Annotated in this window: 26 protein-coding genes; 14 read left to right on the top strand and 12 right to left on the bottom strand. The window is 70.0% G+C overall.

Going from position 1 to position 24,558, the window contains the following annotated elements:
• Nucleotides 1-3: 3 nt before the first annotated feature.
• The 7 genes from A8M77_RS25695 to A8M77_RS25665 all read right to left on the bottom strand — a co-directional run bounded on the left by A8M77_RS25695 (nt 4) and on the right by A8M77_RS25665 (nt 6,680).
• Nucleotides 4-1,431: an AtzE family amidohydrolase gene (locus A8M77_RS25695; protein ID WP_086924352.1), complete on the bottom strand. Its 1,428-nt coding sequence runs from the start codon at nt 1,429-1,431 to the stop codon at nt 4-6.
• The gene (locus A8M77_RS25690; protein WP_086924351.1) at nt 1,428-1,634 is read right to left on the bottom strand and encodes an AtzG-like protein; all 207 of its coding nucleotides are present in this window, start codon (nt 1,632-1,634) and stop codon (nt 1,428-1,430) included. The genes A8M77_RS25695 and A8M77_RS25690 overlap by 4 nt, the downstream gene beginning before the upstream one ends.
• A 148-nt stretch (nt 1,635-1,782) precedes the next feature.
• On the bottom strand, nt 1,783-2,616 hold the full coding sequence (locus A8M77_RS25685; protein ID WP_086924350.1) for an ABC transporter ATP-binding protein: 834 nt from the start codon (nt 2,614-2,616) through the stop codon (nt 1,783-1,785).
• Entirely contained in the window at nt 2,613-3,443 is an 831-nt protein-coding gene (locus A8M77_RS25680) for an ABC transporter permease (RefSeq protein ID WP_086924349.1), read from the bottom strand. Before A8M77_RS25680 ends, A8M77_RS25685 begins: the two co-directional genes overlap by 4 nt.
• A 5-nt stretch (nt 3,444-3,448) precedes the next feature.
• The gene (locus tag A8M77_RS25675) at nt 3,449-4,447 is read right to left on the bottom strand and encodes an ABC transporter substrate-binding protein (RefSeq protein ID WP_086924348.1); all 999 of its coding nucleotides are present in this window, start codon (nt 4,445-4,447) and stop codon (nt 3,449-3,451) included.
• Between the two features lie 13 nt (nt 4,448-4,460).
• The gene (atzF, locus tag A8M77_RS25670; protein ID WP_238136968.1) at nt 4,461-6,179 is read right to left on the bottom strand and encodes an allophanate hydrolase; all 1,719 of its coding nucleotides are present in this window, start codon (nt 6,177-6,179) and stop codon (nt 4,461-4,463) included.
• 105 nt (nt 6,180-6,284) lie between these two features.
• Nucleotides 6,285-6,680 carry an SDR family oxidoreductase gene (locus A8M77_RS25665; RefSeq protein ID WP_086924347.1) on the bottom strand — a complete coding sequence of 132 codons (396 nt, stop codon included), beginning with the start codon at nt 6,678-6,680 and terminating at the stop codon, nt 6,285-6,287.
• Nucleotides 6,681-6,989: 309 nt separating this feature from the next.
• Between A8M77_RS25665 and A8M77_RS25660 the strand changes: the two genes are divergently transcribed.
• Together A8M77_RS25660 and A8M77_RS36495 are read left to right on the top strand one after the other, a co-directional pair.
• On the top strand, nt 6,990-7,556 hold the full coding sequence (locus A8M77_RS25660; RefSeq protein ID WP_086924346.1) for a thioredoxin family protein: 567 nt from the start codon (nt 6,990-6,992) through the stop codon (nt 7,554-7,556).
• A gap of 1 nt (nt 7,557) precedes the next feature.
• Nucleotides 7,558-7,713, top strand: a complete 156-nt coding sequence (locus A8M77_RS36495) for a hypothetical protein (protein WP_192871680.1) — start codon at nt 7,558-7,560, stop codon at nt 7,711-7,713.
• Between the two features lie 154 nt (nt 7,714-7,867).
• On the opposite strand, the gene A8M77_RS25655 is transcribed toward A8M77_RS36495, so the two are convergent.
• Nucleotides 7,868-8,608 (bottom strand): response regulator, encoded by a 741-nt coding sequence (locus tag A8M77_RS25655; RefSeq protein ID WP_086924345.1) that lies wholly within the window; start codon nt 8,606-8,608, stop codon nt 7,868-7,870.
• A 191-nt stretch (nt 8,609-8,799) separates the two neighbouring features.
• Between A8M77_RS25655 and A8M77_RS25650 the strand changes: the two genes are divergently transcribed.
• The 3 genes from A8M77_RS25650 to A8M77_RS25640 are packed head-to-tail and all read left to right on the top strand — an operon-like array spanning nt 8,800 to nt 12,360.
• The gene (locus tag A8M77_RS25650) at nt 8,800-9,216 is read left to right on the top strand and encodes an organic hydroperoxide resistance protein (RefSeq protein WP_086924344.1); all 417 of its coding nucleotides are present in this window, start codon (nt 8,800-8,802) and stop codon (nt 9,214-9,216) included.
• A gap of 6 nt (nt 9,217-9,222) precedes the next feature.
• Entirely contained in the window at nt 9,223-10,539 is a 1,317-nt protein-coding gene (locus A8M77_RS25645; RefSeq protein WP_086924343.1) for an ATP-binding protein, read from the top strand.
• A gap of 24 nt (nt 10,540-10,563) precedes the next feature.
• Entirely contained in the window at nt 10,564-12,360 is a 1,797-nt protein-coding gene (locus A8M77_RS25640) for a cytochrome c biogenesis protein DipZ (protein WP_086924342.1), read from the top strand.
• A 14-nt stretch (nt 12,361-12,374) separates the two neighbouring features.
• Here the strand turns inward: A8M77_RS25640 and A8M77_RS25635 are convergent, their stop codons facing one another.
• Entirely contained in the window at nt 12,375-13,286 is a 912-nt protein-coding gene (locus tag A8M77_RS25635) for an AraC family transcriptional regulator (protein WP_086924341.1), read from the bottom strand.
• A gap of 13 nt (nt 13,287-13,299) precedes the next feature.
• Nucleotides 13,300-14,136, bottom strand: coding sequence for a M48 family metallopeptidase (locus A8M77_RS25630; protein ID WP_086924340.1), 837 nt, complete (start codon nt 14,134-14,136; stop codon nt 13,300-13,302).
• Between the two features lie 36 nt (nt 14,137-14,172).
• On the opposite strand from A8M77_RS25630, the gene A8M77_RS25625 reads away from it, so the two are divergent.
• From A8M77_RS25625 to A8M77_RS25585, 9 genes are all read left to right on the top strand, one after another.
• A complete protein-coding gene (locus A8M77_RS25625; protein ID WP_086924339.1) occupies nt 14,173-15,537 on the top strand; it encodes an AmpG family muropeptide MFS transporter in 1,365 nt (454 codons plus the stop codon).
• 24 nt (nt 15,538-15,561) lie between these two features.
• Nucleotides 15,562-15,879, top strand: a complete 318-nt coding sequence (locus tag A8M77_RS25620; protein ID WP_086924338.1) for a FitA-like ribbon-helix-helix domain-containing protein — start codon at nt 15,562-15,564, stop codon at nt 15,877-15,879.
• A complete protein-coding gene (locus A8M77_RS25615) occupies nt 15,876-16,319 on the top strand; it encodes a type II toxin-antitoxin system VapC family toxin (protein ID WP_086924337.1) in 444 nt (147 codons plus the stop codon). Before A8M77_RS25620 ends, A8M77_RS25615 begins: the two co-directional genes overlap by 4 nt.
• Nucleotides 16,320-16,405: 86 nt before the next feature.
• Entirely contained in the window at nt 16,406-17,602 is a 1,197-nt protein-coding gene (locus A8M77_RS25610; RefSeq protein WP_238136967.1) for a beta-ketoacyl-[acyl-carrier-protein] synthase family protein, read from the top strand.
• Nucleotides 17,599-18,402, top strand: coding sequence for a beta-ketoacyl synthase chain length factor (locus A8M77_RS25605; protein WP_086924336.1), 804 nt, complete (start codon nt 17,599-17,601; stop codon nt 18,400-18,402). The genes A8M77_RS25610 and A8M77_RS25605 overlap by 4 nt, the downstream gene beginning before the upstream one ends.
• 5 nt (nt 18,403-18,407) lie before the next feature.
• Entirely contained in the window at nt 18,408-20,027 is a 1,620-nt protein-coding gene (locus A8M77_RS25600) for an NAD(P)/FAD-dependent oxidoreductase (protein WP_086924335.1), read from the top strand.
• A gap of 150 nt (nt 20,028-20,177) precedes the next feature.
• Nucleotides 20,178-20,894: a response regulator transcription factor gene (locus A8M77_RS25595; protein ID WP_086924334.1), complete on the top strand. Its 717-nt coding sequence runs from the start codon at nt 20,178-20,180 to the stop codon at nt 20,892-20,894.
• Nucleotides 20,895-20,902: 8 nt separating this feature from the next.
• A complete protein-coding gene (locus A8M77_RS25590; RefSeq protein WP_086924333.1) occupies nt 20,903-22,087 on the top strand; it encodes a sensor histidine kinase in 1,185 nt (394 codons plus the stop codon).
• 46 nt (nt 22,088-22,133) lie between these two features.
• Nucleotides 22,134-23,408, top strand: coding sequence for an O-antigen ligase family protein (locus A8M77_RS25585; RefSeq protein ID WP_086924332.1), 1,275 nt, complete (start codon nt 22,134-22,136; stop codon nt 23,406-23,408).
• On the opposite strand, the gene A8M77_RS25580 is transcribed toward A8M77_RS25585, so the two are convergent.
• Both A8M77_RS25580 and A8M77_RS25575 read right to left on the bottom strand, forming a co-directional pair.
• Complete coding sequence (locus A8M77_RS25580; RefSeq protein WP_086924331.1) at nt 23,374-23,583, bottom strand: zinc-finger domain-containing protein; 210 nt, start codon at nt 23,581-23,583, stop codon at nt 23,374-23,376. The two genes, A8M77_RS25585 and A8M77_RS25580, sit on opposite strands and share 35 nt — an antisense overlap.
• Nucleotides 23,584-23,601: 18 nt before the next feature.
• Nucleotides 23,602-24,540, bottom strand: a complete 939-nt coding sequence (locus tag A8M77_RS25575) for a branched-chain amino acid transaminase (protein WP_086924330.1) — start codon at nt 24,538-24,540, stop codon at nt 23,602-23,604.
• Nucleotides 24,541-24,558 lie beyond the last annotated feature (18 nt).

Raw genomic sequence — 24,558 nt, 5'->3', positions numbered from 1 at the left:
CCCTCATGCGAGCCTCGCCACCGGTGCCTGCACCACGCCGGCGGATTCGAGCGCCGCGGCCACGCGCAGCACGAGGTCCTCGCGCCAAGGCGCGCCGATGACCTGCACGCCGATCGGAAGGTGCTCGTGCGCGCCCCACACCGGCACCGCGCACACCGGCAGGCCGAGGCAGGAGATGGGCTGGGTCAGCACGCCCAGGCTGGGGCGCAGCGGCATGCGCCGGCCCTGCAGCTCGAGCCACTCGGCGCCGATCGGCGTCGCGGCGCAGGGCGTGGCCGGTGCCAGCAGGATGTCGAAGCGCTCGAAGACGCGTGAAGCCTGCTCCGCGTAGAGCCGCCGCACGCGCTGGGCACGCGCCACCCAGGCCGCCGGCAGCAACGCGCCGGCGAGGAAGCGGTCGCGCGACAGCGGCTCGAAATCCTGCGGCCGCGTGCGCAGGTCGTTCAGGTGCAGCGCGGCGCCCTCCGCGTTGGTGATCAGGAAGGCCGCGGCGCGCCCGGCCTCGACCAGCGGAAGGTCAACCATTCGGCTGGCGCCGAGCGCCTGCGCCACCGTGTCGACCGCCGCAAGCGCCTCGGGCAGGGCATGCTGCCGGAACCAGCCGCCGAGCACGCCGACGCGCAGGCTCTGCACGCCCCGGGAAAGGGCCTGCGTGACCGGCTCGACGTTGCGCTGTGCGCAGCCGGGGTCCCGCGGCCCGAGCCGCTCGGGGCCCTGCATCGCGTCGTAGGCCAGCGCGAGGTCGCGCGCGCTGCGTGCGAAGGGCCCCAGGTGATCCAGGCTGGAGACGAAGGGGTAGCTGCCCGTGCGCGGCAGCCGGCCGAAGGTGGGCTTGAGGCCGAACACGCCGTTGAGCGAGGCCGGCACGCGGATCGAGCCGTTCGTGTCGGAGCCCAGCGTGAGCGGCACCTGCCCGGCCGCGACCGCCGCACCGGAGCCGCCGGAGGAGCCGCCCGAGATGCGATCCAGGTCGTGCGGGTTGTGCGTCGCGCCCACGTGGCTGTTCTCGGTCGTGAAGCCGTAGGCGTACTCGTCCATGTTGAGTGCGCCCACCAGCACCGCGCCCGCGCTTTCCAGCCGGCGCACCAGGGTCGCATCGCCGCGCGCGGGCTCGCGATCGGCCTCGATCTTCGAGCCGGCCAGGGTCGGCAAGCCGGCGATATCGAACAGGTTCTTGACCGCGAAGGGCACGCCCAGCAGCGGCAGCTCGCGGGTGCGGACGCCGTGCTCCGAGGCGAGCGAGGCATCCACCTGCCCCGCGCGGCGCAGGGCGCGCTCGCGGATCACGCCAGTGAACGCATTGACACGGCCGTCCGTGACCGCGATGCGGTCGAGGCTCGCCTCCACCAGCGCGGTCGCGCTCACGGCGCCCGAGCGCACGGCCTGCGCCATGGCGGCCGCATCCTTCAGCAGCAAGGCGGCCGGCGTCATTCCGACGGCTCCGTGCGCACCACCGGCGTGAAGTGGACGGCGGGCTCGTCGTGCGCATCGAGCGGGACTGCCTCGACCACGGCCGCGAAGTCCGCGGCCAGGGCGAAATAGCGCAGCACGCCGGCACGGTGGTCCGGCCGCAGGCGCAGGTCCAGCGCGGCCGCTGCCGCGTCGACATAGGCTTCGATGTTCTTGGGAGTCATTGCCGGCTGTCCTTTCGTCTCAGCCTTCAATCACGCGAGGACCATGCCAGGAACACCGCGGAACCGGCTTTGCCGGGCCGCTGGTGTTGCCCCCGGTGGGGGGTTGGCGGAGCGACACGAAGTGCGCAGAGCCTGGGGGAGAGCCATATCACCGGCGGACTTCGCGCTGGAAGATCTCGAGGCTCTGCTTCTTGGTTGCCACGAAGCTGGGCGCGCTCAAGGTATCCACGGTGCGTGGCCGCGCGTCGCCGTACGCCAGGATCTCCGCGACACGCGTCGGCCGCTTGGTGAGCAGAAGTACCTGGTCGGCCAGGTAGACGGCCTCTTCCAGGTCATGCGAGACCAGCAGCATCGTGGTGCCGGTCTGCATGAAGACCTCCTGCAGCTTCTCGCGGATGAAGAGCGTCATCTCGAAGTCGAGCGCGGAGAAGGGCTCGTCGAGGAACAGCACCTCCGGCCGCGGGGCCAGCGCGCGCATGATCGATGCGGTCTGCTGCTGCCCCCCCGACAGCTCGTAGGGGTAGCGGTTGAGGTCGAACTTGACGTCGAAGGAGGCCACCAGCTCCGCCATGCGCCGGTCCACCTCGGCCTTCGACCGGCCTTCCAGCTTCAGCGGGTAGGCGATGTTGTCGATGGTGCGCATCCACGGAAACATCGCCTCGCGGTAGTTCTGGAACACGTAGCCGATCTTGGTGTCCTTCAGCGACTTGCCGTCGAACAGGATCTCGCCGGCGTCGATCGGGATCAGCCCCGCGATCATGTTGATCAGGGTCGACTTGCCGCAGCCATTCGGGCCGAAGACCGAGACGATGCGGCCCTTGGGAATGTCGAGGTCGAAGTTCTCGTACAGCGGCCAGCCGGCGAAGTACTTGGTGAGGCCCCGGATGGTGATGTGCGTGCCCGCCGGACCGGGCTCGAAGACGGGCTTCGGCACGTCGGCATACACGGGCCCGTTGACGACGGTCTCGGTGACGGCTCTCATCGTCCGCTCCAGTGAACGATGCGGCGTTCGGCGAGGAGGAACAGGATGTTGAGCGCGTAGCCCAGCGCCCCGGCGGCGAGGATGGCCGCGTACATGCTCTTGACGTTGAGCACCTGCTGCGAGTTGATGATGCGGTTGCCCAGGCCCGAATCGGCACCGATGAACATCTCCGCGACGATCACGATCACCAGCGCCATCGAGACCGCGGAGCGCAGGCCGACGAAGCTGGGCTGCAGGCTCTCCCACACGAGCACGTCGCGGAAGGTCTGCCAGCGCGTGGCGCCCATCACCTTGGCCGCCATCACGCGCTGCTTGCGCGCGTTGATCACGCCGTACGCGCTGTTGAACACCACGATCAGCATGGCGCCGAAAGCCGCGATCGCCACCTTGTTCACGTCCGAGGTGCCGAAGATCATCAGGAACAGCGGAATCAGGGCCGAGCTGGGCGTGGAGCGGAAGAAGTCGATCAGGAACTCCACGCTGCGGTAGGCTTTCTCGTTGCTGCCCAGCAGCACACCGAGGGGCACGCCGACGATGGCAGCGATGAGGAAGGCTTGCACCGTGCGCCACACCGTGATCGCGAAGTCGGCGAGCAGCGGCCCGCCGGCCAGTCCGGTGATGAGCGTGCTGACGGTGTCGGCCGGGGCGGGCAGAAGGATGGGCTTGATGAAGCCCAGGCGCACCACCAGATCCCAGATGATGAACAGGGCCACCGGTCCGATGGCGGGCAGCAGGCGCTGCGTCAAGGGTGTTTTCGCAGCGCCGCCCGCCGTGGCGGCAGGGGGCATCCACGGCGTGCCGGAGGCAGTGGTCGTCGCGTCGGCCATGATGCTCAGCCCTTGTAGAGGAGACCGTCCACCACGACCTTCTTCTCGAAGATGCCTTTGTCGGTGAACAGGTCGTAGAACTTCTGGAAGTGCGCGAGGTCGCTCGGCTTGAACTCGTGATAGAGCATGTACGAGGCCAGCGGCACCTCGGCCGTGAGCGCACCCTCGATCGCGGTGTAGCCCTTCATGTGCTGCCGCGCTTCCTCGGGCTTGGTACGGACCAGCTCGATGCCGCGCGTGTAGGCGGCGATGTACTTCTTGGCGGCGTCGGGGTTCTTCTTGATGAACTCCGTGGTCAAGCTCGCGGCACCGCCGTGCCAGGGCGCCATCGGGTCGCCCAGGATGTAGCGCGCCACCACGCCGGCCTCGAGCACGCGCGTGGTGCCGTTCAGGCGGCCGACCGTGCCGGTGGGCTCGAGGGTGTAGCAGGCATCGACCTGGCCCGCGGCCAGGGCCGCCACGTGCTGGCCGATCGGCAGCTCGGAGACTGCTGCGCCGGTCGCGCCCGCGCGCTCCAGCATGGTCTTGCACAGCGTCACGTTCTGGATGCCGGGGCCCGAGGCGACTTTCTTGCCCTTGAGCTCGGCCATGCTCTTGATCGGGCTGTCCTTGGCGACGATGAACTCGTCGAGCACGAACTTCGCGTTGCTCGGGTTGGTGCAGAAGATCTTGAAGAGGCCCGGCTGCGCGATCTCGCCGATCGCCAGGTTGGCCGAGCCGGTGCCGTTGGAGCTGCCGTCCGACCGGCCCGAGAGCATCGCTTCCATCACCTGCTGCGCACCGGCGAACTTGAGCGGCTCCACCTCGAGGCCGGCCTCCTTGAAATAGCCCCGGTCCACCGCCGCGAAGAAGGGCAGGCCCGCGGCCACCGGCCAGTAGCCCACGCGGATCTTCGGCGCGGTCTGGGCCAGCACCGCGGGCGCCGCCAGCACGGCGAGGCCGGCCGCGCCGGCCTGCAGCACGCTTCGTCGCGATGTGCCGGGGGGCGAGGAGGAAATACTCATGAGGAACTCCTAGTCATGCCTTGCGGGATTCGATGTAGCGGCGCCAGCCGCCCAGGTGCGTGATGTCCTCGGCCCCTTCGAGCGCCAGCGCCTCGCACAGGAAGCCCTGCACGCGGCTGCCGTCGGCGAGCTGCAGCGTGCCGATGCCCAGCGGCGACGGGATCAGCGAGACGAAGCTGCCGTAGTGCGCGAGCGGCATCTGCCAGACCTCGACGGCGATTGCCGCGCCATCCGACGGTGCGACACGCACCAGGCCGGGCTTGGGCGGCACTGTGCCGGGCAGCGCGTACAGGCGGTAGTGCGGCGCGGTGGCCGTCTGCGTCACGAGCGTGGCGCCGCGCTCGGTCAGCTGGCCGTTCAGCGGCATGCCCGACAGGTGGGCACCGACGACGGCGACCTGGACGCTGGGCGCCGCCGCGTCCAGCGGGAGCGGCTCGGGCGCCGGCAGCGGCCGGCCGGTGGCGCCCTGCGTGAGACCGGTCGCGTGGTGGAAGCGCTGCCCCAGCTCGGCCAGTTGCAGGTCGCTGCCGCACGGGCCGATCAGGGTGACGCCGAAGGGCAGGCCGTCCTCGCGCAGGCCCGAGGGCACCGCCAGCGCCGCATAGTCCAGCAGGTTGACGAAGTTGGTGTATTCGCCCAGGTTGCGATTCAGCGCGACCGGCGCAGCGCGCATCGCGTCGATGGTGTAGTGCGAGGGCGCGGTGGGCACCAGCAGCAGGTCGATGTCGCTCCACATCGCGGCGGCGCGCTGGCCGAGCGCCTGCAGGCGGATGCGCGCATCGACGAAGTCGGCGGCGCTGTAGCGGCGGCCCTGCGCCAGGATGCCGCGTACCGGCTCCATGACCTGGTCTTCCCGTGCATCGAAGAACTCCCGCACGGCGGCGTAGCGCTCGGCCACCAGTGCACTGTCGTAGAGCAGCGCGGCCGCCTCGGCCAGGGGCGTGTAGTCGATGGGCACCGGCGTGCCGCCGAGCGCCTGCATCTGGGCGATGGCGCGGTTGAAGGCGGCTTGCGACAGCGCGTCGCCGAAGAAGCGGGGCGCGCCCGGGACGCCGAAGCGGAATCGCGCCGGCAGCGGATGCGCCGCCAGCGCCAGGCGGCGCGAACAGGGGTCGGCGGCATCGAAGCCCATGGCCGCTTCCAGCACGCGCCATGCCAGGCCCACGGTGAGCGCGAAGATCGACACGCAGTCCACGCTCTGCGCCGCCGGCACCACGCCGCGCGCGCTGATCAATCCGCGGGAGGGCTTGAGCCCCACGATGTTGTTGAGGCCGGCCGGCACGCGGCCGGAGCCGGCGGTGTCGGTGCCCAGCGCGAAGTCGACTTCGCCCGTCGCCACCACGAAGGCCGAGCCGGAGCTGGAGCCGCCCGAAACGTAGCGCGCATCGAAGCTGTTGGGCACTGCGCCATAGGGCGAGCGCGTGCCGTTCAGGCCGCAGGCGAACTGGTCGAGGTTGGTCTTGCCGGCCAGGCTCGCACCGGCATCGAGCAGGCGCTGCACCACATGGGCGTGGGCCGCCGGCAGGCGCGCGAAGGCCGGACAGGCGGCGGTGGTGGGCACGCCGGCCACGTCGATGTTGTCCTTGGCGGCGAAACGCAGGCCGGCCAGCGGGCCTTGCGACGCCCCGGCCAGCGGCGGGTCGAGCCGCGCGATCCAGGCATGGGTTGCCGCGGCCGGCGGGTCCTGCATCGAGGCCTCGCCGCGAAGCGGGGCTGCTGCTTCATGCACCATCATCAAGCATCCTGTCTTGTGTACAAGATGCGATGCAAGGGGCATGCCAGGAACGCCGCGGTCAGCGTGGACAGGGCCGCGGTGCCCGGCCGGACGCCGCGGCCCCTACCCGGTGTCGGCCTCCTCCGGCGCCGCGAAGGCGAAGGCGTTGGCGATGGCGCGCGCGAGGTCCTCCGGCGAGATCACGGTGACGCGCAGATCCGCCAGCGCGGCCGTGGCCATCGCGCCCGCGTTGTCCACGAGGATGTCGATGTGGCCGAAGACGGCCCGGGCCTCGTCGATGAAGTTCTGCACGCTCGCGGGCCGCGCAACGTCCAGCGCCTGATAGTGGGCCGTGCCGCCGGCCAGGGTGATCTCCCGCGCCAGCGCGTTGAGGCGGCCGATGCCCCGCGCACCCAGCATCACCCGGGCGCCACGCCCGGCCAACAGCCTGGCGGTGGCCTCGCCGATGCCGCTGCTGGCCCCGGTGATGGCGACGACTTTGTCCTGGATTCCCGACATGTTCCGTTCCTCGATGAAGCGCCCACGGCGCAGGTGCCACGGGATGCAGGAAGTCTAGGAATGCGAGGTCGTCAGGCGATAGTCGATTCGGGGAGGCTTCTTGCCTGATCCTGCAAACCCGCCTGCGGAACGCGGTGCACACACGGCGTAACCGGCGCGGGCCCGGCGCCGAAGATGCAGATGGGGGTGCGCGGATGCGAAACGTAGTGTGTGGATGTCTCTCGCCGATACAGAGGCATACGCAATCCGCTCGCGCGCACCCGAGGGCATCCAAGAATTCAGCCTTCCCCAGCCACGAGGTCCATCACCATGAACATCCGATCCATTGCATTGCCGCTCACCGTGGCCGCTGCCGCCTCGGTCGCCGCCCTCACCTTCGCCGCGCCGGGCGCCGGCGGCGACGTGCCCACCGGCGAGATCCGGCAGGCACCCGCCTTCCAGAACATCGACACCTGGATCAACTCGCCCCCGCTGAAGCTCGACGAGCTGCGCGGCAAGGTGGTGCTGGTCGAGTTCTGGACCTACACCTGCATCAACTGCCTGAACCATCTGCCCTACGTCAAGGAGTGGCACGAGAAGTACAAGGACCAGGGCCTGGTGGTGGTGGGCGTGCACACGCCCGAGTTCGCCTTCGAGAAGTCGACCAAGAACGTGCAGGACGCCGTCAAGCGCCTGCAGATCAAGCACGCCGTCGCCCAGGACAACAGCTATGCGACCTGGAAGGCCTTCAACAACCAGTACTGGCCCGCGGTCTACCTGATCGACAAGCAGGGAAAGATCGTCTACTCGCACTTCGGCGAGGGACGCTACGGCGAGACGGAGAAGAAGATCCAGGCGCTGCTGGCGCAGCCGGCGCCGGTGCCGTCGGGTTCATGACATGAAGAAGATCTGGTTCGCCCTGCTCTTCCTGGCCGGCGGCATCTCGCATGAGATCCGGCATCCGACGAACTGCCACACCATCACGGCGCGGCAGCGCACCGGGCCGGACAGGCGCGGGCGCAGCGACCGCCGCGAGGCGCAGCCGCCCGGGTGATCCACCCTCTTCGGCGGCAGCCAGGTGCACAACCTGGCGCAGGCGATGGCCAGCTTCGCCCCACCGTCGGCGGGGCAGACAACGCTGCTGCCGAGCTACCAGAACAGCCTGGCACCGGTGCTGGCTGCGAACTGGCACTAGGTAGGCAGGGACCTCAGTCCACCGCCTCCACCCCCGAAGCGAAGACATAGCCTTCGCTTCGCACGGTCTTGATGTAGCGCGGCTCGCGCGCGTCGTCGCGCAGCCGCTGCCGCAGCCGGCTGACCAGCAGGTCGATCGAGCGCTCGAAGAGCTCCGCCTCCCGGCCCTGGGTGAGGTTGAGCAACTGGTCGCGGCTCAGCACCTTCTGCGGATGGTCGAGAAAGATGCGCAACAGCCGGTACTCGGCGCCGCTGAGGGCGACCTGCGTGCCGCTCTGGTCGACCAGGTGCCGCGCGATGGTGTCCAGCTGCCATTCGCCGAAGGCCAGCTTCTGCGCCGATTCGATCGAGCCCATGTTGGGCGGCAGCATGCGGGTGCGGCGCATCACCGCGCGGATGCGCGCCAGCAGTTCGCGGGCGGAGAAGGGCTTGGCCAGGTAGTCGTCGGCGCCCATCTCGAGGCCGAGGATGCGGTCGGCCTCCTCGCTGCGCGCCGTCAGCATCAGGATGGGGATCGCCTTGTACTTGCTCGTGCGCAGGTCGCGGCACAACGTCAATCCATCTTCGCCCGGCAGCATCAGGTCGAGGATGATCAGGTCGAAGGGGCCCGATTCCTCCAGTGCCGCGCGCATGTGCCGGCCGGTCGGCACGGCCACCACGCGCAGGCCGTTCTTGACCAGGTAGGTGCTGAGCAGCTCGCGGATCTCGCGGTCGTCGTCGACGATGAGGATGTGATCGGAAGGTCGGGTGTTCATGGCGGTGTCGCTGGGAGGGCGTCGAGCCCGCAATGTAGCGCCGCTTCCCCGCCGGAGTGGCCGGCAGTGAAATTTACTGTAGCGGGATCCGCGCCGGATACACAGGCATACGGAGTTCGCTTCATTCGGGAGGGCCGGCCCCAACAATTCCTTCGTCAGTTCATCAACCCTCCCTACTGAAGGAATCCACCATGACCCGCATCGACAAAGTCCTCTACACCGGCAAGACCCACACCACGGGAGGCCGTGAAGGCGAATCCCGCAGCAGCGACGGCCGCCTGGACATCAAGCTCTCGTCGCCCGGCTCCGCCGGCAGCGGCACCAACCCCGAGCAGCTGCTCGCCGCCGGCTGGTCGGCCTGCTTCATCGGGGCCATCGGCTTCGCGGCCGCGCAGATGAAGGTGAAGCTGCCGGCCGACCTGGCGGTCGACACCGAGATCGACCTCGGCGCGACGGACGGTGCCTACTTCCTGCAGGCCCGCCTGAATGTCAGCCTTCCGGGCGTGGACCGCGAAGTCGCCCGGGCCCTGGTGGACACCGCCCACCAGACCTGCCCCTATTCCAAGGCGACCCGAGGCAATATCGACGTCCAGCTCAACCTCGTCTGACGATCCATGTCCACCCTGCGCCGCCTGGTCCCCCGCTCGCTGTTCGCGCGCGTGACGCTGATCATCGTGATCGGCCTCGCGATCGCGCAGCTGCTGACCTTCGCATCGATCCGCTACGAGCGCGGCATGGCGCTGCGCGAGCTGATGATGATCGGCATCGAGCGCGACATCGCGAGCTCGATCGCCGTGCTGGATCGGCTGCCGGCGGCCGAGCGGGGGGACTGGCTGGCCAGGCTGGAGCGGCGCAACTACCGCTTCATGCTGGGCGGCGGCGTCGCGGGCCCCGCGCCCGCGACGCCGACTTCGCAGGAGTTCGCCGACGCGATCGTCAATGCGCTGCAGCCCTTCCAGGTCGTGAAGGTGGCACAGGCCAGCACGGCAAGCGATGGCCTGCGCATCGAGGTGCGGCTGACCGACGGCAGCCCGGTGACCGTCGATGCCAGGCGGGTCGGCATGCCGGTGTCGAACTGGGTCATGTGGGTGCTCGCGGTGCAGCTCCTGGTGCTGGCCGTCTGCGCCTGGCTCGCGGTCCGGCTGGCGACGCGGCCGCTGGCCCGCCTCGCCGCGGCAGCGGATGAACTGGGGCCCGACCTGAAGGCGCGCACGCTCGACGAGAACGGGCCGACCGAGGTGGCGCACGCGGCACGCGCGTTCAACGCGATGCAAGGACGCATCGCCGGCTACATGGCCGAGCGGGTGGAGATCCTGGCGGCGATCTCGCACGATCTCCAGACCCCCATCACGCGGATGCGGCTGCGCACCGAGCTGATGGACAACGAGCAGGACCAGCTGAAGTTCCGGCAGGACCTCGACGCCATGCACGCGCTGGTGAAGGAAGGCGTCACCTACGCGCGCACCCTCCACGGCGCGACCGAGCCGCCGGCCCGCATCGACGGCGACGCGCTGCTCGAAAGCATGGTCGCCGACTATGAGGATGCGGGTCAGCCCGTGCTGCTGGAGGGCCGGATCGGCGCGCCGATCGTGACGCGGCCGAACGCGCTGCGGCGGATCCTCACGAACCTGATCGACAACGCGCTGAAGTTCGGCACCGACGTGCGCGTGCACGTCCAAGTCGGCGCGGACCGGCTGGTCATCGCGGTGCTCGACAACGGGCCCGGCATTCCGCCCGATGAGCTGGAGGCCGTGCTCAAGCCCTTCTACCGTGTCGAGGGCTCGCGCAACCGCAGCACCGGTGGCACCGGCCTCGGGCTCGCGATCGCGCAGCAGCTCGCCACCGCGATGGGCGCGGAGCTTCATTTGTCCAACCGCAGCGAAGGCGGCCTCGAAGCCCGCGTGACGCTGTTCGAAACCGGCGCGGCCTGACGTCGCGCCCCCCGAAAGACCGCCATGCTCCTCTTCCTCGTGGCCTACCTGGGCGGCGTGCTCACCGTCCTGAGCCCCTGCATCCTGCCGGTGCTCCCCTTCGTGTTCGCGCGCGCCGATCGGCCGTTCCGCTCGCACGGCCTGCCCCTGCTGCTGGGCATGGCACTGGCCTTTGCCGGCATCGCCACGCTGGCCGCGGTGGGCGGCGGCTGGGTGGTCGAGCTCAACCAGTACGGACGCTACGCGGCGATCGCGCTGCTGGCGGTGTTCGGCATCACGCTGCTGTTCCCGTCCATCGCCGATCGCCTGACGCGGCCGCTCGTGGCCCTGGGCATGCGGCTGTCCGACGCGCAGATGGAAGGGACGGGCGCACGGTCTTCCGTCCTGTCGCCGCTCCTGCTGGGCGTGGGCACGGGCCTGCTGTGGGCGCCCTGTGCGGGCCCCATCCTCGGCCTGATCCTGACCGGCGCGGCGCTCAACGGCGCCAGTGTCGGCAGCTCGCTGCTGCTGCTGGCCTATGCGGCCGGGGCCTGCACGTCGCTGGCGGCCGCGCTGCTGTTCGGCGGCCGCCTGCTCGCCGCCATGAAGGGCTCGCTGCGCGCGGGCGAATGGCTCCGGCGCGGCGCGGGCGCTGCCGTGCTGGCCGGCGTGGCCGCCATCGCGCTGGGCCTGGACACCGGCGTGCTCGCACAGATCTCGAGCGGAACGACCTCGAAGCTGGAGCAGGCGCTGGTCGACCGGATCGGCCTGCGGAAGCCGGAGCCGTCGGGCACCGACGCCAGTGTCCGCCTCGAGGAGGGCGCCCTGATGCAGACGGCCGCCGCCGAGCCGCCGAGGCCGGCGCGCAAACTCGGCGTCGAAGGCAAGCTGCCCTCGCTTTCGGGCGCGACCGAATGGATCAACTCGCCGCCACTGAGCGCCGAAGCGCTGCGCGGCAAGGTGGTGCTGGTCGACTTCTGGACCTACTCGTGCATCAACTGCCTGCGCACGCTCCCTTACGTGCGCGAATGGGCGCAGAAGTACAAGGATGCGGGCCTGGTGGTCATCGGGGTGCACGCGCCGGAGTTCGCCTTCGAGAAGCGGCCGGCCAACGTGCGCCGGGCGGTCAAGGACCTCGGGATCGACTATCCGGTGGCGATCGACAACGATTTCGCGGTCTGGCGCGGCTTCGACAACCGGTACTGGCCGGCGTTCTATTTCGTGGATGCAGAGGGGCGCATCCGCCACCACCAGTTCGGTGAAGGGCAGTACGAGGCTTCGGAACGGGTGCTCCAGCAGTTGCTGGCGGAAGCGGGGCGCTCCGGCGTTCCGTCCACGCTCTCGGCGCCGCAGGGCCAGGGGGTGCAGGCCGCGCCGGGCAGCGCGCCGGTGTTGACCGAAGAGACCTACCTGGGCCACGCGCACGGCGCGTACGGATTCGCTTCGCCCGGCGGCATCACGCGCGATCGCGCTGCGGTCTACCAGCAGCCGTCCTCGCTGCGGACGAACCAATGGGCGCTGGCGGGCGAATGGAATGTCGAAGGCGAGCGCGCGGTGCTCGCGCGCGCGGATGGACGTATCGCGCTGCGCTTCCATGCGCGCGACGTGCACCTGGTGCTCGGCCCTTCGGCAGATGGCAAGCCCGTGCGCTTCCGGGTGCGGCTGGACGGCCAGCCGCCGCTCGCGGACCACGGCTTCGACGTCGACGCCCAGGGCATCGGCACGATCGACGGGCAGCGGCTCTATCAGCTGGTGCGCCAGTCGGCGGGCACGCGGGACCGGCTCTTCGAGATCGAATTCCTCGACCCCGGCGCACAGGCCTACGCCTTCACCTTCGGCTGAGCGGGCCCGGCGGCTCAGGCCAGCTCGCGCAGCCGCTGACGGTCGCGGCCCGGCGGGGCGCCGAACAGGCGCGCGTATTCGCGGCTGAACTGCGAAGGGCTTTCGTAGCCGACGCGGTGGCAGGCGGTGGCGGCATCCAGCATCTCGCTGAGCATCAGGCGACGCGCCTCCTGCAGCCGCAGCTGCTTCTGGAACTGCAGCGGGCTCATGGAGGTGACGGCGCGGAAGTGGTGGTGCAGCGAGGAGGCGCTCATGTGCACCTCGCGCGCGATCTCCTCGATGCGCAGCGGCCGCGCGAAGTGCTGCTTGAGCCAGCCGATCGCGTGGGCAATGCGGTGCGAATGGGTGCCCGCCGTCGCGATCTGCGCGAGCCGCGGCCCCTGCTCGCTGCGCAGCAAGCGATAGAGGATCTCTCGCTCGGCCAGCGGGGCGAGCGCGCCGATGTCCTCGGGCGTGGCCAGCAGGCGCACCAGGCGCAGGGTCGCATCGAGCAGGGCCGGCGTGCTGCGTGCGAGGAAAAGGCCACGCACTTCGTCGGTCCCGGCCGGCTTCGCCACCGGCACGCCGGTCTGCAGGATGAGCGAGGCGATCTCGCCGGGGTCGATGTCCAGCCGCAGGCACAGGTAGGGCGCCTCGGCGGTCGCCTCGATGACCTGGCCCATGACGGGCAGGTCGACCGACACCACCAGGTGGCAGGACGCGTCGTAGCGGTAGACCTCGTCGCGCAGCAGCACCTGCTTCGCACCCTGCACGATGATGCACAGCGCCGGCTGGTGCAGCCCGGGCAACGGCTCGCTGGGCTCGGAACGGCGCACGAGAAGCAGGCGCTCGATCGGCGTGGCATGGGTGCCGTCGACGCGCGTGAAGCGGTCGACCAGCGCGGCCAGCTCGGCGATGGGTCCGAAGGCGGGATTGGCCCTGTCCATATGCAGCTCCGCTTCAGCCGCGTTTCGCGGCGCGATAGAGGCCCTCGACCTTGGGCACGTTCGCCTGCAGCTTGGCGATGCGGTCGGGGCCGCTGGGGTGGGTCGACAGGAAGCTCAGCCCGCCCTCGTTCTTCGACGCCTTGGCCATCTTGTTCCACAGCGAGACCGAGGCCTGCGGGTCGTAGCCGGCACGCGCCGCGAGCTCCAGGCCGACCAGGTCGGCATCGGTCTCGTCGCTGCGGCTGAATTTGAGGGTGAGCAGCTGCGTGCCCGCCCGCGCGGCGAGGTCGCCGGCCTGGCCCAGGCCCAGCAGCTGGGCGCCGATCGACAGGGCCGCGCCGGTGCCGGCGCTCTTGGCCAGGCGCGCGCGGGCATGCTCGCGCAGGGCATGCGCCATCTCGTGGCCCATGACCATGGCCACCTCGTCATCCGTGAGCTTGAGCTGGTCGAGGATGCCGGTGAAGAAGGCGATCTTGCCGCCCGGCATGCAGAAGGCGTTGATCTGCTTGCTGCCGATCAGGTTGATCTCCCACTTCCAGCGGGCGGCGCGCTCGTTCCACTGCGCGGTGAAAGGGATGATGTGCGTCGCAATGGCGCGCAGGCGCTGCAGCTGCGGGTTGCCCTCGCCGGCCAGCGCGCCCTTGGCCTTGGCCTGGGCCAGCAACTCGCCGTACTGCTGCACGCCGGCCTGCTCGATGTTCTCGGCCGGCACCAGGTTGCGCGCCACCGAGGACTTGCCCACCTCGACCTGGGCCAGCGCGGCCGGCGCCGCCGCGCCCGCGACGGCCGCGAGCAGAAAGGCACGGCGACCCTGCCAGGGGCCGGAACGGGAGGGGCATTGCAGGCACATGGGGGAATAATAAGAGAGCCTCCACGACTTTCCTTCATGTCCGCATCCCCGGCCGAGCCCGATTCCCCTGCCCTGCCCTGGCGCGATGCGCTCAAGGTGTATCTCGAACCCGCGACCCTGCGCATGCTGGCGCTGGGCTTCTCCGCGGGCCTGCCGCTGCTGCTGGTGCTGGGCACCCTGAGCTTCCGGCTGCGCGAGGCCGGCATCGACCGCACCACCATCGGCTACCTGAGCTGGGTGGGCCTGGCCTACGGCTTCAAGTGGGTGTGGGCGCCGTTGGTCGACCGGCTCCCTGTGCCGCCATTCACGACACTGCTCGGGCGCCGCCGCGGCTGGCTGCTGCTGGCCCAATTGACAGTGATCGCCGGGCTGGCGGGCATGGCCTTCAACGATCCGCGCGCCGGACTCGCGCCCCTGATCTGGTGCGCCCTGCTGGTGGCTTTCGGCTCGGCCACGCAGGACATCGCGCTGGACGCCTTCCGCATCGAATCGGCTGCCACGCGCAAGCAGGCGGCATTGGCGGCGGCCTACCAGACCGGCTACCGGCTGGCGATGATCTGGGCCGGTGCCGGCGTGCTCTGGATTGCGGCCTGGGCCGAGATCGCCGGCAGCGCCGGCTACCAGAACGGCGCCTGGAAAGCGGCCTACCTGGCGATGGCCGCGTCGATGGCGGTCGGGGTCGTCACCGTGCTGCTGTCGCCCGAGCCGGCCCGCGTCGCGCTGCCGAAAGCGAAGAACATGGGCCAATGGCTGGAGGGCGCGCTGATCGAGCCCTTCGCCGACTTCTTCCGCCGCTATCGCTGGCAGGCGGCGCTGATCCTGGCGCTGATCGCGGTCTACCGCATCAGCGACGTGGTGATGGGGATCATGGCCAACCCCTTCTACGTGGACATGGGCTTCACCAAGGACGAGGTGGCCACGGTCAGCAAGATCTACGGCGTGGCGATGACGCTGGCCGGTGCCTTCGTCGGCGGCGTGCTGTCGATGCGGCTGGGCGTGATGCGGGTGCTGATGCTGGGCGCCGTGCTCAGCGCCGCCAGCAACCTGCTGTTCGCCGGCCTGGCCTCGCGCGGGCACGACCTCACGGCCCTGGTGCTGGTGGTCTCGGCCGACAACCTGGCCGGCGGCATCGCCTCGGCGGCCTTCATCGCCTACCTGTCGAGCCTGACCAACGTCAGCTATTCCGCCACCCAGTACGCGCTGTTCAGCTCGCTGATGCTGCTGCTGCCGAAGTTCATCGCCGGGTATTCGGGTGCCTTCGTCGACGCCTATGGCTACCACGCCTTCTTCGTCGGCACGGCCGCGCTGGGGGTGCCGGTGCTGCTGCTGGTGGTGCTGGCGGCGAAGAAAGCGCCAGCGCAGCAGCAGCGGGCTGGCCCGGTCGCCGAAACGGCACCATAATGGCGCCGTTTTGGAACTTCAACCATGACGACCCTTTCCATCAAGGACGTACCGGACGATTGGGCTGAACGTCTGCGGCAACGCGCGGCGCGCAATCACCGCTCGCTTCAGGGCGAGTTGATGGCGATCATCGAACAGGCCATCCAACCGTTGCAACCCGCCCCGGCGCCCGCGTCGCCCCCCGAAGTCACCGGCGTGGGCTGGGGCGGCAGGCCGATCCTGCGGCGCGGCAGCAAGACGATCGAACAGATCGCGGCCGAGCACCGCGCACGCTTTCCGGAACCCATCCGCGGCGGCCCCCGCACGGTCGACATCATTCGTGCCGACCGCGACAGCCGATGAGCGCGCCGGTTTCCGCCATCTATGTGGCCGAGCCTCCGGCGGCTTTCAACCTGCGTCCGCCGCTGGTGGTGGACTGCAGTGCGCTCGGCGCGATCCTGTTCGATGAGCCGGAGCGCGACGAAGCCCTGGCGCGCCTGATCGGCCGCAGCCTGCACGCGCCGAACCTGCTCGACCATGAGATCGCGAGCGTCGCGCTCAAGAAGCGCCGGCGGGAGTGGCCGGCCGAGGCCCTGGCGCAGGCGCTCGCCGACTACGCTGCTTTCGACATCGCGCTGCATCCCGTCGACCTGGTCGCCCAGTGCGAGCTGGCGGCACGCTACGGGCTCTCCGCTCATGACGCTGCCTACCTGTGGCTCGCCGCCGAGATCAGGGCACCGCTCGCCACCTTCGACCGCCGGCTCGCCGAGGCCGCCCAGGCGCACCTGGGCACTTTGTCCTGACAGCGCGTAGGAATTTCACGCCCCCGCGAAAGCCGGGGGAGCTGTTAGTCTGTGATGTTCTTCACGTTTCGTCCGACCACCCCGCCGTGCCTCCCACCCGCATCCCACCCCTCCAGATCAGCGCCTACACCGCCACCTCCGCCGTCGGCGTCGGCAAGGAAGCCCTCGCCGATGCCCTCGCCCGATCCAGGAGCGGCCTGCGTCCGAACGACTTCGGCGCCACCCCCCTGCCCACCTGGATCGGCCGCGTCGACGGCCTCGAAGACATCAGCCTGCCGGAAGACCTGGCCCGCTGGGACTGCCGCAACAACCGCCTGGCCTGGCTCGGCCTGCAGGCCGACGGCTTCCTCGAGGCGGTGGCCGCCGCGCGCGAACGCCACGGCCCGGCGCGCATCGCGCTGATCCTGGGCACCTCCACCTCCAGCATCGGCGAGACCGAGCTGGCCTACACGCAACTGGACGCCGACGGCCGCTTCCCCGAGGAGCAGCGCCGGCCGGATGTGCACACGCCGCATTCGCTCACGATGTTCGTGCAGGAGGCGCTGGGCCTCGAAGGGCCGGCCGAAACCCTGTCGACCGCCTGCTCCTCCAGCGCCAAGGTCTTCGCCTCGGCCGAGCGGCTGATCCGGCTGGGCCTGGTCGACGCGGCGGTCGTCGGCGGCGTCGATACGCTGTGCGGCAGCGTGCTGTTCGGCTTCAACTCGCTGGAGCTGGTGTCGCCCCAGCCCTGCCGACCCTTCGATGCCGAGCGCAACGGCATCAGCCTCGGCGAGGCCGCGGGCTTCGCGCTGCTGGAGCGCGGCTCGGGCCGGCTGGAACTGCTGGGCTATGGCGAGGCCAGCGACGCGCACCACATGTCCACCCCGCACCCGGAGGGCCTGGGCGCCGAGCGCGCGCTGGACGACGCGCTGGCGCGTGCCGGCCTCACGCCGGACGCGATCGACTACATCAACATGCACGGCACGGCCAGCACCAAGAACGACGAGGTCGAGGGCGCGCTGGTCGCACGCCGCTTCCCGCCGGGCACCCATGCCAGTTCGACCAAGGGCTTCACCGGCCACACCCTGGGCGCCGCCGGCATCGTCGAGGCCGTGATCAGCCTGCTGGCGATCGAGCGCGGCCTGATGCCGGGCACCGTCAACAGCACCGTGCCAGACCCCGTCTGCGGCCCGCAGATCCGGCTGCAGCCGGCGCAGGGCGAAGTGCGCTACGCGCTGTCCAACTCCTTCGGCTTCGGCGGCAACAACTGCGCGCTGGTGTTCGGCAAGGGGGCGCCCGCATGACGACGCCCACGCTGTACATCGAAGGCCCGGCCTTCTGGTCACCCCTGCTACCCGGATGGGACAGCGCCCGCGCGGTCTTCCGCGGCGAGGGGCAGCCGGCCGATCCGCCGGCGAAGCGGCCCTCGCCGCAGCTGCTGGCGCCGGCCGAGCGGCGGCGCGCGCCGGACACCGTCGCGCTGGCGCTGGAAGTGGCCTCCGCGGCGGTCGCCGCATCGGGCCGGGAGGCGAAGGACCTGCCCTGCGTGTTCGCCTCGGCGCATGGCGACCTGGGCATCAACGACTACATGTGCGGCACGCTCGCCAGCGACCCCAAGCTGCTGTCGCCCATCAAGTTCCACAACTCGGTGCACAACGCCGCGGTCGGCTACTGGACCATCGGCACCGGCTGCAATGCGTCGAGCAACTCGCTGGCCGCCTATGGCCACAGCTTCGCGGCCGGCCTGCTGGAAGCGGCGGCGCAGTGCGCGGCGGACGGGCAGGCGGTGCTGCTGGCCGGCTTCGACATCCCGGCCGTCGGCGCGCTGGGCTCGGTGGTCACCAGCCGCGAGCTGCTGGCGGTGGCCGTGGTGGTCGCGCCCGCGCGCACCGAGCGCACGGTGGCGGCCTTCGACTGGTCGCTCGCCACCGGCACGCCGAGAGCGCAGCGGGCGCTGACGCCCGCCGCCGAGGCGCTGGCCTCCAATGCCATGGCCGACGCGCTGCCCTTCTTCGAGGCGCTGGCGCGGGCCGATACCGAATCGCTGGACCTGCCGCTGGGCGCCAGCCTCTCGCTGCGGCTGCGGCTCGAACCACAAGGCTGACCAGCATGACGCCCCCGCCCTCCCGCCACGATGTCGTCATCATGGGCGGGGGGCTCGCGGGGCTGACGCTGGCGCTGCAGCTCAAGCGGCGCTTCGACGACATCGACGTCATCGTGCTGGAGCGCCGGTCCCATCCGGTGCCGCATGCCGCGCACAAGGTGGGCGAGTCCTCGGTGGAGATCGGCGCCCACTACTTCGACACGGTGCTGGGCCTGAAGACCCACATGCACGGCGCGCAACTGCGCAAGTTCGGCTTCCGCTTCTTCTTCAGCGAGGGTCGGCGCGACATCGACCAGGTGACCGAGATCGGCGCCAGCCGCTTCCTGTCGGTGCCCAGCTACCAGATCGACCGCGGCATCTTCGAGAACTACCTGGCCGAGGAGGCCACCCGCGCCGGCGTGCGCTTCGTCGACGATGCGCTCGTGCGCCGCATCGAACTCGCACAGGACCCGCACGCACTCCACCGCCTCGAATGGACCCAGGACGGCGAGACCCGCGTGGCGGAGGCACGCTGGCTGGTCGACGCCTGCGGCCGCGCCGGCCTGCTCAAGCGCAAGCTGGGGCTCGCGCAGGCCAATGCACACGACTGCAACGCCGTGTGGTTCCGCATCGGCGCGCGCATCACCATCGATCACTGGTCCGACAACGCCGAGTGGCGCGCGCGCTGCGAGCCGCAGGCGCGCTGGCTCTCGACCAATCACCTGGTGGGCACCGGCTACTGGGTCTGGCTGATCCCGCTGGCCTCGGGCTCGCACTCGGTGGGCATCGTGGCCGACCCGCGGCAGCATCCGCTCGAATCCATGGACAGCTTCGACAAGGCGATGGACTGGTTCCGCCGCTGGCAGCCGCGCCTGTACGACGAGCTCGACGGCCAGCGCCACCTGCTGCAGGACTTCGCCTTCTTCCGCAATTTCTCCTATGGCTGCAAGCAGGTCTTCTCGGGCCAGCGCTGGGCGCTGACCGGCGAGGCGGGGCTCTTCCTCGACCCCTTCTACTCGCCGGGCAGCGACTTCATCGCGATGAGCAACACCTACATCACCGACCTGATCGCGCACGACCGCGCCGGGCGTTCGGTACAGGCGCGCGCCCAGCTCTACGACCAGATCTACCACTCCTTCTACGAGAGCACGCTCGCGCTCTACCGCGACCAATACGCGCTCTTCGGCGATCCGGAGGTCCTGCCGGCGAAGGTGATCTGGGACTACACCTACTACTGGGGCGTGCTCTCGCAGATCTTCTTCCAGCAGCGCCTCACCGATCTGGCGCTGCTCGGCACCGTGCGCGAGGAGCTGCAGCACTGCCAGCGCCTGAACGTCGCGATGCAGGATTTCCTGCGCGCCTGGTCGGCGAAGAGCGCCAAGCGCAACCCGGCCGTGATGCGAGACCAGGCCGCGCTGCCCTGGTTCGCGGAGCTCAACCGCAGCCTCAACGACCGCCTGGACGACGAGGCCTTCAAGGCCCGCCTGCGGGCCTCGACGACCCAGTTGCGCGCCCTGGCTGGCGAAATCCTGCAGCGCGCCTGCGCCGAGCATCCGGGGCTGGACAATGACGCCCTGCGCACGGTCCTGGCCGACCACGCGCAGCCGCCGCCGGCCCCGGCCGCGCCCATGCTCTTCGCGGCCTGAGAAGGTGTGAGCGGATACGAGTGGCAGCGAGGTTTACGGCAACTTTACGGAGCGTTCAAGCCTGCTTGTCGACGGGCGACGACGCTTGTTCCCAGACCTTCCGGCTCCGTGCCGGGCTTTGAAAAACGGCAGTGCCGTCCGAGGAGAACGATGAGCCCCCCCCAGCTCCTGATGATCGAAGACGACGCCCGCCTCGCGCAGATGGTGGGCGAGTACCTCACGCAGTCCGGCTTCGGCTTCCACCATGCCCTGGACGGCGCCAGCGGCCTCGACATGCTGCAGCAGCGCTCGCCCGACCTGGTGATCCTCGACCTGATGCTGCCGGACACCGACGGCCTGGAGGTCTGCCGCCGCATCCGCGCCCTGCCCAGCAACGCCCTGGCCAAGGTGGCGGTGCTGATGCTCACCGCCAAGGGCGATCCGATGGACCGCATCATCGGCCTGGAGATCGGCGCCGACGATTACCTGCCCAAGCCCTTCGAGCCACGCGAGCTGCTGGCGCGCATCCGCGCCGTGCTGCGCCGGCGCAGCGAGGGCGCCACCGATGCGGCACCTGCCGCGGTGATGCGCTTCGGCTCGCTGGAGATCGACCGCAATGCGCGCAGCGTGACCGTGGCCGGCGAGGCGGCGGAGCTGACCTCCTACCAGTTCGACCTGCTGGTCACCATGGCCGAGCGCGCCGGCCGGGTGCTCACGCGCGACCAGATCATGGAGGCCGTGCGCGGCCGCGAGCTGGAGGCCTTCGACCGCTCGATCGACGTGCACATGGGCCGCATCCGCGCGGCGATCGAAGTCGACGCCAAGAACCCCAAGCGCATCCTGACCGTGCGCGGCGTCGGCTACGTCTTCGCCAAGCAGCAGGACTAGCGAGCGCCATGCTGCTCAACCTGTACCGGCGCCATCTCTACGTCCGCATCTGGCTGGCGGTGGTGGGAGGCGTCGTCATCCTGACCCTCACGGCCAACTGGATCGTGCGGGAAGCCGCCGAAAGCGAACGCGAGCGCATGTCGGCCGTGCCGCGCGAAGTCGTGGTGCTCGACAAGGATGACCGCCGCATCGGCACCGGCAGCGCGGTGCGCGTGCCCGGACAAGGGCTGGAGTTCGACGTGATGCTCGAGGACGGCCGGGCGCTCTCGCTGCGCGTGGCGCCCCGCGCGCGGCCGAGCGGCACGGGCGGCATCGCCGCCTGGCGCACCCCCTTCGGGCTGGGCTGGATGATCGCGCTGGTCGGCGTGGCCGTCGCACTGGGCGTCTACCCGATCGTGCGCCGGCTCACCAAGCGGCTGGAGGTGCTGCAGCGTGGCGTGCAGCGCTGGGGTGAGGGCGACCTGTCGGTGCGGGTGGCGGAGGACGGGCAGGACGAGGTGGCCGACCTGTCCAACCGCTTCAATGCCGCCGCCGCCCGCATCGAGGAGTTGGTGCGCTCGCACAAGTCGCTGCTGGCCAACGCCTCGCACGAGCTGCGCTCGCCACTGGCGCGCATCCGCATGGGCCTGGAGCTGATGGGTGAACGGCCCAGCCCCACCGCCCGCGAGGAGATCGCGCGCAACATCGCCGAACTCGACCAGCTGATCGACGAGATCCTGCTGGCCAGCCGGCTCGACGCGAAGGAAGCCGACATGGGCACCGTCGAGACGGTAGACCTGACCGGCCTGGCCGCCGAGGAATGCGCGCGCGTCGAGGCCGATCTCGACGTGGCCGAGGGCTCGAGCAGCGATGCGCTCACCGTGCGCGGCGTGCCGCGCCTGCTGCGCCGCGCGATCCGCAACCTGCTGGAGAACGCGCGCCGCTACGGCGCCGGCGAGATCAGCGTCGAGCTCGGCGCCCGCAGCGGCGCGGCCGAGATCCGCGTCAACGACCGCGGCCCCGGCGTGCCGGCCGCGCTGCGCGAGCGCATCTTCGAGCCCTTCTACCGCCTGCCAGGCGCCAGCGAGCGCAACGGCGGCGTCGGCCTGGGGCTGGCGCTGGTGAAGTCGATCACCGAGCGCCATGGCGGCAGCGTGCGCTGCGAGGACCGCCCGGGCGGCGGGGCCAGCTTCGTCATTGCTCTCCCGACCTGACCGATCAGTCAGGTTGCCGAAGGAGCGCCCCCTAGAATCCGCCTCCATGCAGAGATCGCAGCTCGTCCGCCCCGCGGCCATGTTCTGGGGGTTGACGGTGTTCATGCCGGTCGGCGTTCCCTACCTCGCGGCCTTCCTGATGATCGTCGCCCTGCTCGTGGCCGGCGGCTGGCGCGAGCGCGTGCAGCGGCTGCGCGCCAGTCCTATGTGGTGGCCGGTCACGATCTACGTGGTGTGGACGCTGGTGATCCTGGCGCTGGAGCCGGTCTATCCACAAACGCCGTCGAACCTCGTGCACGGGCTGCGCATCGCGGCCACGGTGTTCATGGCGCTGGCCCTGACGCGCGAGGAGGCCATCTGGGCGCTGCGCGGCTTCCTGGTGATGGCGCTGTTCAACATCCTCTTGATCGCGGCGTTCTGGATCGCGGTCTGGCAACGCGCCTGGTTCCCCGTCGTCGAGCCCTTCCGCGGCGTGATCTTCCTGGTCGGCAACAAGTCCATCAGCAATGCGCTGCTCTTCACCATCCTGGGCGCGACCGCGGCCGTGTTCGGCCTGCAGGCCCTGTCGGAGCGCCGGCCGCTGCGCGCCGGGCTCGCCTTCGCACTCACGCTGGCGGTGGCGGTGATCATCACCTTCAGCCTGCCCTCGCGCACCTCGCTGCTGGCCCTGCTCCTGGCGATCCCGGCCGCCTGCCTGCATCAGTGGCGGCGCCAGCTCAAGGTGCTGGCGCTGGTGATGATCGCCGGCGGTGCGGTCGTGGCGGCGGGCCTGTGGAACTTGCCCGCGGTGCAGCAGAAGTTCGAGCTGGGCGTGCAGGAACTCGAGGCCGCCCAGCACGGTGCCGTGTCGGAGGGCAGCTGGGTGGTGCGCTACTACATGTACCGCGACACCGGCCGCATGATCCTCGACAAGCCCCTCACCGGCTGGGGCATCGGCGGCTGGACCGAGCAGTGGCAGCTGCGCGGCCCCAAGCTCCTGGCCGACTACAACATGCCGCACAACGATTTCCTGTGGATGGGCTCGCAGGCCGGCATTCCCGGCGCGCTCAGCCTGCTGGCGATCATGCTGACCGGCGTGTGGGTGGCCTGGCGGCGCGATGACCTGTACGGACGCTATGCCTTCGCCGCGCAGCTGATCGCGCTGATCGCGACCAACGCGAACTCGGCCCTGCGCGATGCCCAGATCGGGCTCAGCCTGCTGTGGGTGTCGACCATCTACCTGCGGCTGGCGCAGGAGCCGGGCGACGCGTGGCGCGGGCTGCTGCCGCGCCGGGGAACGCCCGCGCTCAGTGGCGGTGCGCCGCCGCCTCGCCGGCCTTGAGCCGGTAGACGGTGCCGCAGTACGGACACTTGGCCTCGCCGGTGCGCGCCACGTCCAGGTAGACCTTGGGGTGGGCGCTCCAGAGCTTCATCTGGGCCTTGGGATTGGGACAGAACACACCACCCTGGTGGTTGAGGTCCTGGCCCGACAGTTCGATCACGGCATTGGCGCTCATGGTGCTTCTCTTCTTCTCTCAGACCTTGGTGAGCCAGTGGGCGTACTTGGGATTGCGGCCGTTCACGATGTCGAAGAAGGCGCTCTGGATCTTCTCGGTGACCGGTCCGCGCGAGCCCTGGCCGATCTCGATGCGATCGAGCTCGCGGATGGGCGTGACCTCGGCCGCGGTGCCGGTGAAGAAGGCTTCCTCGGCGATGTAGACCTCGTCGCGCGTGATGCGCTTCTGCACCACCTCGACGCCGAGGTCCTTGCAGATGTGCAGGATGGTGTTGCGGGTGATGCCGTTGAGCGCGCCGGCCGAGAGGTCGGGCGTGTAGACCACGCCGTTCTTGATCACGAAGATGTTCTCGCCCGCACCTTCGGAGACGAAGCCGGCTGAATCGAGCAGCAGCGCCTCGTCGTAGCCGTCGTCCACCGCCTCCATGTTGGCGAGGATGGAGTTGCTGTAGTTGCTCACCGCCTTGGCCTGCGTCATCGTGATGTTGACGTGGTGACGGGTGTAGCTCGAGGTCTTCACGCGGATGCCGCGCTTCAGGCCCTCGTCGCCCAGGTAGGCACCCCAGGCCCAGGCCGCGACCATCGCGTGGATGCGGTTGCCCTTGGGGCTCACGCCCAGCTTCTCGGAGCCGATCCAGACCAGCGGACGCAGGTAGCAGCTCTCCAGCTCGTTGACGCGCACCACCTGCTTCTGGGCCTCGTTGAGCTGCTCCGCCGAGAAGGGGATTTTCATGCGCAGGATCTTGGCGCTGTTGAACAAACGCTCGGTGTGCTCGGCCAGGCGGAAGATCGCGGTGCCCTCGGCCGTCTTGTAGGCACGCACGCCCTCGAAGGCCCCGCAGCCGTAGTGCAGCGTGTGGGAGAGCACGTGGACCTTGGCCTCGCGCCAGTCCACGAGGTCACCGTCCATCCAGATCTTGCCGTCACGGTCGTCCAGTGCGGGAGGCAGCGCGCTCATGTGTTTTTGTCCTTTGGG

The organism is Variovorax sp. JS1663, assembly GCF_002157355.1.
Taxonomy (GTDB): Bacteria; Pseudomonadota; Gammaproteobacteria; order Burkholderiales; family Burkholderiaceae_C; genus Variovorax.
The sequence above is the reverse complement of the archived record's forward strand: the minus strand, read 5'-3'. Positions and strand labels throughout refer to the sequence as shown.

Coding starts and splice junctions, on each gene's coding strand:
- A8M77_RS25695 (WP_086924352.1), bottom strand. CDS start 1,431: ATGACGCCGGCCGCCTTGCTGCTGAAGGATGCGGCCGCCATGGCGCAG.
- A8M77_RS25690 (WP_086924351.1), bottom strand. CDS start 1,634: ATGACTCCCAAGAACATCGAAGCCTATGTCGACGCGGCAGCGGCCGCG.
- A8M77_RS25685 (WP_086924350.1), bottom strand. CDS start 2,616: ATGAGAGCCGTCACCGAGACCGTCGTCAACGGGCCCGTGTATGCCGAC.
- A8M77_RS25680 (WP_086924349.1), bottom strand. CDS start 3,443: ATGGCCGACGCGACGACCACTGCCTCCGGCACGCCGTGGATGCCCCCT.
- A8M77_RS25675 (WP_086924348.1), bottom strand. CDS start 4,447: ATGAGTATTTCCTCCTCGCCCCCCGGCACATCGCGACGAAGCGTGCTG.
- atzF (WP_238136968.1), bottom strand. CDS start 6,179: ATGGTGCATGAAGCAGCAGCCCCGCTTCGCGGCGAGGCCTCGATGCAG.
- A8M77_RS25665 (WP_086924347.1), bottom strand. CDS start 6,680: ATGTCGGGAATCCAGGACAAAGTCGTCGCCATCACCGGGGCCAGCAGC.
- A8M77_RS25660 (WP_086924346.1), top strand. CDS start 6,990: ATGAACATCCGATCCATTGCATTGCCGCTCACCGTGGCCGCTGCCGCC.
- A8M77_RS36495 (WP_192871680.1), top strand. CDS start 7,558: ATGAAGAAGATCTGGTTCGCCCTGCTCTTCCTGGCCGGCGGCATCTCG.
- A8M77_RS25655 (WP_086924345.1), bottom strand. CDS start 8,608: ATGAACACCCGACCTTCCGATCACATCCTCATCGTCGACGACGACCGC.
- A8M77_RS25650 (WP_086924344.1), top strand. CDS start 8,800: ATGACCCGCATCGACAAAGTCCTCTACACCGGCAAGACCCACACCACG.
- A8M77_RS25645 (WP_086924343.1), top strand. CDS start 9,223: ATGTCCACCCTGCGCCGCCTGGTCCCCCGCTCGCTGTTCGCGCGCGTG.
- A8M77_RS25640 (WP_086924342.1), top strand. CDS start 10,564: ATGCTCCTCTTCCTCGTGGCCTACCTGGGCGGCGTGCTCACCGTCCTG.
- A8M77_RS25635 (WP_086924341.1), bottom strand. CDS start 13,286: ATGGACAGGGCCAATCCCGCCTTCGGACCCATCGCCGAGCTGGCCGCG.
- A8M77_RS25630 (WP_086924340.1), bottom strand. CDS start 14,136: ATGTGCCTGCAATGCCCCTCCCGTTCCGGCCCCTGGCAGGGTCGCCGT.
- A8M77_RS25625 (WP_086924339.1), top strand. CDS start 14,173: ATGTCCGCATCCCCGGCCGAGCCCGATTCCCCTGCCCTGCCCTGGCGC.
- A8M77_RS25620 (WP_086924338.1), top strand. CDS start 15,562: ATGACGACCCTTTCCATCAAGGACGTACCGGACGATTGGGCTGAACGT.
- A8M77_RS25615 (WP_086924337.1), top strand. CDS start 15,876: ATGAGCGCGCCGGTTTCCGCCATCTATGTGGCCGAGCCTCCGGCGGCT.
- A8M77_RS25605 (WP_086924336.1), top strand. CDS start 17,599: ATGACGACGCCCACGCTGTACATCGAAGGCCCGGCCTTCTGGTCACCC.
- A8M77_RS25600 (WP_086924335.1), top strand. CDS start 18,408: ATGACGCCCCCGCCCTCCCGCCACGATGTCGTCATCATGGGCGGGGGG.
- A8M77_RS25595 (WP_086924334.1), top strand. CDS start 20,178: ATGAGCCCCCCCCAGCTCCTGATGATCGAAGACGACGCCCGCCTCGCG.
- A8M77_RS25590 (WP_086924333.1), top strand. CDS start 20,903: ATGCTGCTCAACCTGTACCGGCGCCATCTCTACGTCCGCATCTGGCTG.
- A8M77_RS25585 (WP_086924332.1), top strand. CDS start 22,134: ATGCAGAGATCGCAGCTCGTCCGCCCCGCGGCCATGTTCTGGGGGTTG.
- A8M77_RS25580 (WP_086924331.1), bottom strand. CDS start 23,583: ATGAGCGCCAATGCCGTGATCGAACTGTCGGGCCAGGACCTCAACCAC.
- A8M77_RS25575 (WP_086924330.1), bottom strand. CDS start 24,540: ATGAGCGCGCTGCCTCCCGCACTGGACGACCGTGACGGCAAGATCTGG.